The sequence below is a fragment of the Pedobacter sp. MC2016-14 genome (genome assembly GCF_020991475.1).
Taxonomy (GTDB): domain Bacteria; phylum Bacteroidota; class Bacteroidia; order Sphingobacteriales; family Sphingobacteriaceae; genus Pedobacter.
The window spans coordinates 693,644-706,367 of record NZ_JAJMPA010000002.1 but is presented as its reverse complement, the minus strand read 5'-3'; the positions used below and the strand labels follow the sequence as shown (position 1 = coordinate 706,367).

The window sequence follows — 12,724 nt, the reverse complement described above, 5'->3', positions numbered from 1 at the left end:
ACTATTCTCGCCGCCGATAGTTGCAAAGCAGAATTGAATTTAAAAACTGATGATTAGATTTTCTGAGAAGTCTTTGGATAATCTCTTTTAAATTATCCCCTTCATTAGTAATAGCCAGGGCTATTAATTGGTTAGTTTTCATACACTATTTGGTTGTTATCTTGGTTAAGACAAAACTAAAGTCCTAATCTATTCGGAGGGTTCACTTTTGTACGAAAATGGTTTGGTTTTGTACAAATGAGGAATTATCCGCATTTAAGCCCTAAATTATTTTTGCTTCCTAATATTTTTCACGTTGTCTACCACCACACCATCACTTTTTTCAATATCTATAGCTACTCCCTCACCTATGTAAAAAATATCTCTAAAACTGGCTTCAGTTATTCCTTTTGCTTTAATTGAATGATGGCTAACAATATTCCTCACCATTAGCCCTTTTACGTTTTCTGCATGTTCAACAACAAGTCCCTGTTTAGACAAAGGATTAATGATCATGTTTTCTATAAAAACATTGCTTATTCCGAGTTTACCCACCGACATAATGCGAATAGCACGGTGCGAAATGGAGTAGAAGTCCTGCCAGTTCTGAAGGTAAATATTGGAGATGTTATCCAATTCGCCAGCGTAAACAGAACCACTTACTACATTTACATTCTCTTCACCACCAGCTACTCCCGTGTCAGTTAAACCGATATTGATAAAATCATCTCCACTTTTCCCTTTACAATTTGTGATGATGATATTCTTACATCCAAAACGTATGCCCAGGCCATCCTGATTTAAAACCTGCTTTTCTACGCCAGCAATATTAACTGCCTGCCTCACCTCAAAAGTGATATCTTTAACAGTGCCATTGGTACTGCGTTCCAACACCAAACCATGCGCATGGTAATCTTTCAAGGTTATACCACTTATTTCAAACACATCTATATAGGCCAGTATAATAGCATGATTTCGCCATCCACCCTTTTGATTTTCACCAGACTTTCCTGCATCGCTGCCATAAGATTGTGCATACCCAGCCGGATTTGTAGATAGCGTTTTATTGTGGTCTCCAGTAGCTCTAGGATTACTCGCACCTTCCAGTAATACATTACCTATCCCAACAACCTTAATGTTCCTTAAAGGTTCAATATTCTTAATTCCCAAACCCGCATTTGCAGATCTAATAAAATTATCCCTGCATTTGTCCGATAATTTAATTTTGCAATTATTAAGCTCCAGCTCAAAGTCACCGGGCAGAAGTATAGCCTTGTCTATCAGCCATACACTTGTCTTTGTAACCGCATCGTATTTTGGTATTACAACTTTTCCAGTAGTTTTCATTGCATCATTTATAGCCCGCTGTATCCGCTCAGATTGGCTGCCGGTTTTATACATATTTGGGCTAATAAAAGTCTCATTAGATTTCCTGATTTCAGTAGCAAACAAAAAACTGAAACTGTACATGCACATGCAAAGCATTAGTAAAGCTTTATTGAAGATTGACATTGATATAAATTTATTTAAAAGAGACAATACCTTTTCCACTATTGAATTGATGTTTTTTATAACCGTTTCTTTAATCGGGTCAAAGCTTCAAGGTAATAATAATCTGCATAGCTAAGCGGGGCATCAATTTCAGATTTAAAAGGATATGCCCCTGTACTATGCTTCAGTATAAAGTCTCCGTTTTCACCCAGTTTCGCGGTATATTCATCAGATGATAAGGTCCTGATCTGAACATCCACAACCTGCATATATTTCTTTTTTAATTCAGGCTCTACAAAATCACTTAGTTCTATTAATGCTGATGCCATCACACAAGCTGCAGAAGCATCACGAGGAGCATTGGGGATTTGCGGCGCATTGTAATCCCAGTAAGGAATAAAATTTTTCGGCATTTGTGGATGGTTGATAAGGTAATTTGCAATCCGCTTTGCTTGTTCCAAATACCGTTTGTCTTTGGTTTCCCTATAGAGATAGGTATAGCCGTACAAACCCCAGGACTGCCCACGGCTCCATGCAGACTCGTCTCCAGCACCCTGGTGTGTTTGCTTTTTATGGGGAATGCCAGATTTTAAATCGTATGACACCACATGATAAGAGCTATAATCAGGGCGAAAGTGATGTTTCATCGTTTTATCAGCATGAGAAAGGGCCATTATTTTAAAGCTACTGTCTTTTGAATAATTTGCGGCCCAAAGCAAAAGTTCCAGGTTCATCAGGTTATCAATAATTACAGGATACTGCCACACCTCCCTGTTGTGATCCCAGGAACGAATCAACCCAACATTAGGATCAAAGCGAGTCGCTAACGATTTAGCACCAGTTAATAACACTTCTTTATAACGCTCTTCACCAGTAATACGTAAGCCATTCCCGAAACTACAATACAGCATAAAACCAACATCATGATTATCGGTGGTATATTTCTCTCTTTCTACTCTATCTGTGTAAAGCTTGGCGTACCTAAGTAATTGCTCATTTTTATTATTTTCGTATAAATACCACAGTGAACCAGGAAAAAAACCACTACACCACCATCTTGAATCTGAAAAAGTATCTTTTCCGTTTTCGAAAGATTTAGGTAAGCTTCCTGGTTGGTTTTCGTACTTTTTGGCCATTAAAAGGCTCTGCTGCTCTGCATTTTGAAAAGCCTTATTCACTATTTCTTTTAAAGGTTGAGCACTAACTCGCCCAAATGTGAATACTGCTACCAGAAATAGCAGTAAAAATTGTGTCCGCTTATTGTTCATTCAGTTTATATTTTGGAAATATTGGTTGATAGTATTATCAAAACTAGCATAAACGCTATGCTCAAAGGTTCACTTTTGTACAAAAATGGTTCTCTTTCGTACGCCAGGAAAAAATGAAGCAAAATATTTAGTTTTTCTTATCTAAACTGGCAGATGTCTTTTTCTTAAATTCAGAGGGACTCAATTCAAATTGCTTTTTGAAACATACACTGAAATATTTTGCGTTGTTAAAACCGGTTTGATAAGCCACTTCCGCGACAGTCAAATCTGATTTTTCCAGCAGGTATGCACTTCTTTTCAGACGAACATTCAGGATAAATTCCTTAATAGACATGCCCACAATATCATGGATTTTTTGATACAAAATAGTCCTGCCTACATTCATGTCAGACACAAAGTCTTCTACAGAATAATTGGCATTGGCAATATTCTCTTCAATAACTTTCATCGCTTTTCTAAGCAGCTCTTCGTCCATAGAAGTCACCGTTACGTTAGATGGGTCTACAGATATCCTTTTGCTATATTTTTCTTTCAGTTCTTGTTGGTTCTTTAAAATGGTTTCCATTTGTTGCAATAGATAATCAACATCAAAAGGTTTATCAATAAATACACTGGCACCATACTCCAGGGCCCTAATTTTATTTTGGTTGTCATCTCCATTGCCAGAAATCATGATAATAGGAATATGACTGGTCTTGAAATTCTTTCTTAAACTACTGCATACCTCCAAACCATTACGATTTGGCATAATCAAGTCTGTAATAATCAATTGAGGATAAATCTTCTCCGCTTTAATCAGGCCCTCTACCCCATCACTTGCGGTATAAACATTATACTTTTCAGCCAATCGTTGTTCCAGATAGGCGCGCATCTGCAGATCATCGTCAATCAGCAATATACTATTCGCCTTCCTTGCACTGGTGCCTCCACTTTCAGGTTCCGCTATATCCTGCATAATAATATCGTCGATTTCAGAAATTGTATAATCATATACATTCGACTGCATATCTCCAGAACTAGCCTGCTTTTTCAGCGGCAATATAATGGTGAATGAGATTTTGTCCATCTTGTTTACCATCCATATTTTACCTCCTAATACATCAACCAGTTCTTTCACAATGGCAAGCCCCAAACCAGAACTCTCCTCAAAAGTAGGCCGGTGTGAAGACAGGCGATTAAATGAAGTAAAAAGTTTAGCAATCTGTTCTTCAGAAAACCCATCACCACTATTTAAAACTTCAATAGAAACATATTCAGTTTCCTGCATATCTAACTCAGATAACCTGTCTTTTTCATCCTCTGTAGCAGTATAAATACGTACGCCGACATAGCCCTTGTTAGGTGTATATTTTAATGCATTCGAAAACAGGTTAGTCAATATTTTTTCTATTACATCATAATCAAAGGCAACAAACAGATTATCCTTCTGTGCGGAGATGTTGGTCTCAATCCCCTTCTTATTGGCGTAAAGTTCAAAGAGGCCAAAAAGATCTCTCACAAAGTTGATGAAATCGCCAATTTGAGGATTAAGGGTAATCTTCTGACTTTCAATTTCACGAAAACGTAACAGCTGGCTGATCATCCGCTGTATCCTGGATACATTCTTTTCTATCAAACCCATGTATCCAATTGCACTCTCATTTGCAGAAAGTGTCTCCTTTAACTGTTTTAAAGGTTGAATAACCAAGGTTAAAGGAGTTTTGAGGTCGTGAGAAAGATTCGTAAAAAAATCTGTACGAGCCTGGCTCAGTTCGCGCATATTCTGCTCCTTTAAAGCTTCCAGTGCCAATCTTTCCTTAAAAACTTTTTTATTGGTGTAGTATCTGGCAATGAAAAACAGCAGCGAAATAACTATTAGGACGTAAAGACAATAGGCCCACCATGAAAGGAAAAAAGGCGGATCTACATGAATATATAACCTTGATATCTGATCTCCCCACAGCCCATCGTTATTAGAAGCCTTAATTTCGAAAGTGTAGTCGCCGCCAGGCAGATTAAGAAACTGCACAGATTTTTGGTTTGCATGCCCTATCTGCCATTTTCCACCCAGTCCTACCATTCGGTAAGCAAATTGGTTCTTATCCGCCGACAGATAACTATTTGCAGAAAACCTGATTTCTACATTAGATTCCTGACTGGAAAGTCGTATCCTATTTTCTTCTTTATTTGAAAGACTGGCTATATCTTTAGTTAAAGGAGAGTGCTCCGAATGTATGGTCACCTGCTTATTATTCACAAAAAAACCTGTAAAAAACACTTTTGGTTTCTGTGGGTTTTTATTTAAATAAGCTGGATCAAAGAGCATAAAACCGTTGGTGCCACCAAAAAGCATTTCTCCTTTTGCAGTCTTGTATGCAGAACGGATATAAAAAGACCCACAATTGTTTTCCTGATAAAATCTCGCCTTTTCAAATCTTTTCAACTTCCGGTCGTAGAAGTAAAGTCCGTCGCTTGTACTAAGCCACATATTTTTCGATGTATTGTCTTCCAGTATACCGAACACCATTTTAGCCGGGAAGCCATTCTCAGCACTGTAATTGATATAGGTTCCATCGCTTTTCAGCACATTTACGCCTTTGCCTAAAGTACCAAACCATAAATCGCCATTAGAAGCCAGGTTAAAACTACAGAGGTAATTAGCAGAATAAGAAGCATCTTTAATCAGGTAACTTTTTAACACTTTTAATGTATTTCTATCTACAATAAAAAAGCCTTGATGCGTAACCAGGCACAGTTGATTTTCCTTATTTACATACAACACTTCTACTTCTAAATTCAACTTTTCACCTTTGCTTCCCCTCACGTTCACTATTTCTATTTCAGCTTGCGGTTTCTTACGGTAAAAAAATGATTTATCAGGATCACTCATCCACCACGTGCCCTCATTGTCTTGTGCAAAATCATACACCGTTAGCGGCTCTCTGCTTTCCGGAGAAAGAAAATTAAAACTTTCGAATAGCTTGCTGCCTAGGTCGTATGTACCCACACCACCGCTAAATGCCGAAATAGACAAATGTTTACTTTCCACATCAAACTTCAAACGCTTAATCATATTTGAATTTGGTGAGTTGCGCTGCGACTTTAAAAAATGGCTGAATGAATCGCTTTGCCGGTTCCAATAATTCACCCCCCCACCTTCTGTTCCAATCCAAATGTTCCCTAAATGATCTTCCTGAAAACCGCTCACTATCGGATGATTAAGCCCGCCCGGATTTGGTCTAAAATATCTAACCTGCGCATCGTAAAGAGAACAATAAGCAATTTTACCTCCATATGTACCAATCCATGCACCTTGATCCGGGTCTGGATAGATGGTCCAGATTGAATTGTTAGGCAATGAAAATGCATCATTCAAATTCATTCGCAAAAAATTACTGCTCTCCTTAACTGGATCATAAAAGAAAAGTCCTGCCTGGGTAGCTACCCATATCACCCCCGTTTGGTCTATAAATAATTTCTTCGTTAATACAGATTGATTTCCAGCTATCACTACCGGAATTGTATTTTTCAACCTGCCGCTGGCATCAGCAACATGAATCCCGCCACGCTGAGTAAGGAAATAATACATACCGCGGTATGCTAAACCATCAATCACAGTATTTGTACCAAAATCTACAAAGGGAACCAAACGGTGTTTAGAAAATTCTATTTTGTAAAGCGTGGCATTTTGAGTAATAAAAATATTTCCCTTTAAACTAATAATGTGGTTAAAAGACTGATTTTTTGGCAACGCAAAACCAATTGTCTTCCGGCTTCGTGGATCATAGCATTTCACACTATCCCCCGTCAACATACACAAGGTACCGTCGTCATTTAAACATAATGAGCGGATTTTACCAGAAGCCACTAAATCGAAAGAAAACTTCTGATAATTGAATTTTAATAAACCATGCCCCGTCCCAAGAAACAAATCCCCCTTTTTATTCCTAATCAATGAGCCATAACCCCATTTTAATTTTGGTTGAGTGGCAAAAACAATATCATTTAATTGATAAAAGCTATTCCCATCGTACATAAAAAGTGCATCAGGGCCAGTGTACCACATTCTTCCCAAACTGTCCTTAGCAATACTCTGTATACCACCATAGTAAGAAGTTTCCGGCATTAAATGAAACCTATACCTGGTAATATCTATGGCAAAAGCAATTTGAAAAAAAAGAATAAAACTAGTAACAAGGATGCATTTTTTCATCTGTTTAAATTTGTTTTTTAGCTGTTAGGAAGCTATCAGATTTATTCATCCCATTAGCAGCGCAAAGCATCAATCTACAATTTCTATTTTAATTTTTTTATTCTTTACCATAATATTGTATTCTCCACTTTCTAAAAAGCGTTGTCCTTCACCATTTACAAAGCTAAGATCACGTTCAAGGTTTACTTCAAATTTATACAACTTTGTTTCTCCTTTTTTCAGCAACTGTTTCTCAAAATATTTAAGTTCCTTTACGGGGCGCGATATCGTACAAACCGGGTCTTGTATAAACCAGTGTACCGTTTCTACCCCGTCCCGGTCTCCCATATTGGTCACCGGAATTTCAACCGTTAGTTTGTCGCCCCGTTTTAATTTAGATACAGAAACTTTTAATTCTCCGTACCCGAAAGTAGTGTAGCTTAATCCATGTGCAAATTCATATAAGGGTGTGCTTTGAATATCCTGATATTTTCCCTGATGCGGGCGGGCGCTTTGTCTGTAATTATAATAAATGGGGATTTGACCAGTTGAATAAGGAAAGGTCATTGCCAGTTTGCCAGAGGGATTAACACGGCCGGATAATACGCCGGCAAGTGGCTTGCCTCCCGGAGTTCCAGGTTGCCACATCGTCAAAATAGCATCACTAATGGGTTCCAGCCGGCTCAGTTCCAGAGGGCGACCATTTGAGAGCACAAGGACTACCCGCTTTCCTAACTTTTTAAGTTCCATAGCCAGCTCTTCCTGTATTTGCGGCAATGCAATAGTAGAACGTGAAGCATTCTCTCCACTCCAATTTTTCTTCTCACCCAAACACAGTACAATCAGATCAGATTTTGCGGCTAAAGCTTTTGCTTCCTCTAAATCTTTTCTGTCCTTTCCATCAAAGTCACAGCCCAAAGCGTAAGCAACTTCTGCTTTCCCTTTATACTCCGCCTGCAAAGCATCATAAATGGTTATAATATCTTCCGAATTACCTTGAGCAGCCCAAGAGCCCAGCAAATGCCATTTAGTCTTTGCCATTGGGCCAATCACTGCAATTTTAGAGACATTATTTATGGGTAATACTTTGTTTTCATTTTTAAGTAACACTATTGACTCTTCAGCCAATTGTTCGGCAATCTTTAAACTTTCCGGGCGATAAAACCGCTCCTTTTCTGTCGTAGCAGGCGTATATGGACGATCAAATAATCCCAACCTAAATTTTACTCTTAATACACGCCTTACAGCATCATTCAGTAAATCTTCAGACACTTTTCCTTCTTTAACCAGTTCTTCAAGATGGGCGTCGTAACACCTGTTCATCATATCCATCTCTACACCAGCTGTGAACGCCTTAAAAGCGGCTTCTTTTTTACTGCCTGCTATCCCTTGCGGACGAAGCTGCTCTATAGAGCCCCAATCCGAAACCACAAAACCATCATGTTTCCAGCGTTTTTTTAATACTTCTGTTAAGGTATAATGATTTGCAGATCCCGGAGTTCCACTAATGTCATTAAAAGAGCTCATTAAAGTTGCTACCCCCGCTTTCACCCCATTTTCGTAGGGTAACATATACGTGTCCCACAAGGTTTGTGAAGAAATTTCTGAGTAAACGTAGTCCCGTCCCGCTTCGGAGGCGCCATAGCCTATATAATGTTTCAAGCAAGCTGCTACGTTTCGCTCACTAGAAAGATCTTCTCCTTGATAGCCCTTAACAGAGGCCACGGTAAAAACCGCATTGGTATAAGTATCCTCGCCATATCCTTCTGCAACGCGACCCCAACGCCCATCTCTCGCTACATCAATCATTGGCGAAAAAGTCCAATCCACGCCAGACATTCTGGCTTCTTGTGCAGCTACACCGCATGCCTTTTCTACCAACGCAGCATTCCAGGAGCAGGCCTGGCCTAAAGATATCGGATAAATGGTGCGAAAACCATGAATCACGTCATAGCCAAAAAGGATAGGAATACCTAACCGGGTTTGTTCCATCGCTTTTTTTTGCACTTTGTTACGCAAATCTGCATTGCTTCCAAAATAGATGAGCGAGCCAATTTCCCCCGGAATATCGGCCACCGGATCTGCCATGTTATTGGCGTTATCATTTCTTCCCAACGTAAATTGATTGAGCTGCATTACTTTCTCCTTCAAATTCATACGTGCCAACAAATCGTCAATTCGTTTCTCTATAGGCTGTTTAGCATCTTTATATAGTGGCTTTTCTTGCTTATAACTTGAAAATATCATCATCAAGATGATGGATAATAGTAGGGTAACCTTTTTCATAATTTCTATTTAAAAACAGGTGTTTGCGATAATTTCATTGCTTTCTGCAGCGTATTCTTTAATTCAAAAACGATAATCTCATTTTCGCCCTCAATAAGGTATTCTGATGGAATTAAAATAGAGCGTTGCTTCTCCTCTTCCCAATAAGACCCTATATATTTTTTATTGATCCAAACTTCCCCCATTCCCCATCCAGATATATCCAGGTAGTTGTTTTTTAGAATGGCCAACTCAAACGTACCCTTATAAAAACCAGGACTTTGCAAATCTTTACGGCTTTCAAAATTCAGTTCATTTATAGGATGGTTTCTAATATTAAGCGGCACCATTTGCCAGTTTTTTATTTCATTCCCATCTAAAGTAACCGCACCAAATAAGCCTTTGGAGTTGTCCGTAATCTCCGGACCATAAGTAATCCTTCCTATGTTTTCTACATAAATCTGCAATAGATATTTCCCTGGGCTAATCTTTAGTATAATTTTCTTTTCGGCATCTGTCAGCCTTCCCATCAATTTCCCATCAACGTATACTGCGGCGTAATCCCTAACATTTTCCAGCTCCAGTTCCTCACTTTCTGATTGAGTTACAATTTCCGATTGATAGAGCACGTAGCCAAGTTCCAGATTAAGCTCATTCATCGGCAACAAACCCTCATCTCTAACAGTTTTTTTATACACCTGTTCCAGTGATGCTTTCTGGTCCAGAATAATTTCTTGTGCCAACAACGTTTGACTTGCAAGCATTCCTAATCCTAATATAACTCTTCTCAACATCGCTTATTTTGCTAAAAATGAATGGATAAAAGCTTCCTCAACCTGTACTTCTGGCAAAAACTTATCGCTTTTTACATAATTGTCAATACTGTAAAGCAGTTGCTGTGTGGCTGGACGTTTATCCATATCAGTCTTTGTATCAACAGCCAGTACCAATAGCTTTCCGCCATTCACTATGGCTTCAAAACCAATTCCTAACTTCTTATTACTGTCGTAGCTATCAATTACCTGAATAAATGGACGGAGCTTTTCTGGTGCATCCTGCATTTCAATTACTTTGGCATTGTTCAAAATGTCCCACCATTGCCAGTCTGTATGATAGGATGTGGTAAAATCCTTAAATATTGCCTGTTCGTTGTGTACCAAATTTCCAATGGTCATTGGGGCCCAGGCAAACATGATTGGATTCCAAAAGTGATTATGAAACATAGATTTACGGCCCTTTACATCCTCTGGTGAGGGATAAAGCACAACCGATTTACCTTCGGCAAGCTGTTTTTTTGCTGCTTCATCATAAACCATAGTGTACAATACCTGATCCGTAGACTGCATTAAATTTTGATGACCCGGATAAACCCAGATATCCCAACTGTTTTTGATCTGCTCATTAACCGACAGATGTACTTTAAGTTTTTGAGCAAGGTTGATGCCTTTCAATGGTATAGAGAATTCGCCCACTTGCGAAACTTTATCATTGGCAATAGTTTGATTTTTCAGATTTCCTTTTTGAAGTACTTTACCACTTTCATCTGTTAACCACCACTTTAATTTCGCATTACTAATTTCCGAATTACTGAAGTTATAAACCTCTGCTTTGCCTTTAAATGTTTCTGTATTAAAATAACTGCTTTTTTCGTAGCGCAACAAAGCAACTGTAGGTGCGCAAAATGCCCTGAATTGCGCTGGGCTAACCAAACCCTTAGAATCCCAGAAAGGATCAAGTATCCCTACAGGCGCATAACCCTGGCCTGGAAAATCGTTGATGGACAAAAGCTGAAAACCTGCAGATTTAGCAGAGCGCAAGAGCGCTTCTATTACCGCTTTGTATTCCAATACGGTCAAGGCTCCCGATGCCCGGAAAAAATCATCTGCCTGATCAAGCATCCCGTTCTTCTGTAGCATCGCCCTGAAAACTTCAAAATTTCGGGCCTCTACCGGACTATTTGCATATTTTTTGATTTCTTCAAAATTCGGATACACACAACGTTGACCGGATTCATGAGAGATTACCGGTACATCCACATCAGATTCTGTACTTCTATCCCAATCTGTATTGGGCAAACCTTCATAAACTTTTACCGGACCTTTATTGGTTTGTTGAGACACATAATACTGATCTGATTTTACCCGGGTACGTGCTGTAGAACCGCTAAATAAATGTCGTGGATCCAACTTAATGCCTTCAGCGGTAAGTTCCTCAATAAAATCGAAATTGCCTGTAATTTCGTTACCGTTACAATACAGTACAAAGGAAGGGTGATTGCCATATTCTTTCAAAATGGCTTTAATTTCCCGGCGAAAGAAATCATATCTCGCTTCATCAGGCTCGGCATCTTTACCCCACATCGGCATTTCAACTTCAAAATAGATCCCATGTTTATCCGCCATGCGAAAGGCTGCTTTAGGTGGACACCAGGAATGGAAACGTAGATGGTTCATGCCATAGTCTTTCATCAGTAACATGATGCGTTCCCAGGAAGCATCGTCTACCGGTGCGTAACCTGTTTTCGGGAATACCGCATTTTCCACATTGCCTCGCAAGTGTACTGGCCTATTATTGATCAGCACATGGTTTTTACCTTGTTTTACTTCCCTCATGCCAAAAGAAGCAGCTTTCTCATGCTGATAAGTTAGCTTACCATCCGAAGTATTTAACTGACAAGTAAGCTGATAAATATTCGGATTAAATTCATCCCACAACTTCACTTTTTTACCCAGGGCAATGTTGGCTTCAACAAAGTTTACCGAATCCTTACCCACCACAGTTACCTCATTTTTCAGGCTATAATTTGTTCCATTTATGGTAAATGAAGCTTTGCCTTTAAATTGCTTTTTTGTGTCGTTATTGATCTGCAACCTTACTTTAATGGAATGATCTGAGATGTTAGGATACACCTGAAGATCTTCCACATAAACCGGATCTATCGCCATCAACTTCATTTCCCCTAAAATGCCATTCCAGTTAATCTGGGTAAACTCAGTATGCGCATGGTCCCATTTGTGGGTTTTATACTGAAATCTGTTATCGATACAAACGGTAATGCGATGGGTTTTTCCCGGTTTAACAAATGCAGTTAAGTCATGATTATGTGGCACACTAATATAATCTATGTTACTCACCTCTTTCGTATCTACATATATCGAACTCAGCCAATGTGTACGTTCAAAATACATAAAGATCTTTTTTCCTTTCCAGGAAGCCGGAATTTCTATGTCGCGCTGGTACCATGCCGGGGCCATATACTCGTATTTCCTTGTTAAACGATCAATATATTGATAAGGATTTTTGTAACCTACCTGCTTATCATCGGTAATACCCGGAAGTTCGATCTGATCTTGCAGAATGTGGTTATATCTCGGAGATAGAGAGCCCCTGCGGAAATCCATTACATCAGTTTGGAATTTCCATGTACCAGATAAATCTACAGAAATAGTCTGCGCTTTCGAGGCATGGACTTGCATCAAAAACACGATTAAAATTACACTTAAGTTTCTATATAGCCTCATTGTTGGTGTTTATTCTATTTAATGTTCAA

6 protein-coding genes are annotated in these 12,724 nt (G+C 38.9%); all 6 read right to left on the bottom strand.

The window, feature by feature from the left end:
- Window positions 1-267: 267 nt before the first annotated feature.
- The 6 genes from LPB86_RS15095 to LPB86_RS15070 all read right to left on the bottom strand — a co-directional run bounded on the left by LPB86_RS15095 (window position 268) and on the right by LPB86_RS15070 (window position 12,695).
- On the bottom strand, window positions 268-1,491 hold the full coding sequence (locus tag LPB86_RS15095) for a glycosyl hydrolase family 28 protein (protein ID WP_230645401.1): 1,224 nt from the start codon (window positions 1,489-1,491) through the stop codon (window positions 268-270).
- 56 nt (window positions 1,492-1,547) lie between these two features.
- Window positions 1,548-2,738, bottom strand: coding sequence for a glycoside hydrolase family 88 protein (locus LPB86_RS15090; RefSeq protein WP_230645399.1), 1,191 nt, complete (start codon window positions 2,736-2,738; stop codon window positions 1,548-1,550).
- 127 nt (window positions 2,739-2,865) lie between these two features.
- Window positions 2,866-6,930, bottom strand: a complete 4,065-nt coding sequence (locus LPB86_RS15085; RefSeq protein ID WP_230645397.1) for a response regulator — start codon at window positions 6,928-6,930, stop codon at window positions 2,866-2,868.
- Between the two features lie 69 nt (window positions 6,931-6,999).
- On the bottom strand, window positions 7,000-9,195 hold the full coding sequence (locus LPB86_RS15080; RefSeq protein WP_230645395.1) for a glycoside hydrolase family 3 N-terminal domain-containing protein: 2,196 nt from the start codon (window positions 9,193-9,195) through the stop codon (window positions 7,000-7,002).
- Window positions 9,196-9,200: 5 nt separating this feature from the next.
- Entirely contained in the window at window positions 9,201-9,968 is a 768-nt protein-coding gene (locus LPB86_RS15075; protein WP_230645393.1) for a hypothetical protein, read from the bottom strand.
- Window positions 9,969-9,971: 3 nt separating this feature from the next.
- Complete coding sequence (locus LPB86_RS15070; protein ID WP_230645390.1) at window positions 9,972-12,695, bottom strand: sugar-binding domain-containing protein; 2,724 nt, start codon at window positions 12,693-12,695, stop codon at window positions 9,972-9,974.
- Between the last annotated feature and the right edge of the window lie 29 nt (window positions 12,696-12,724).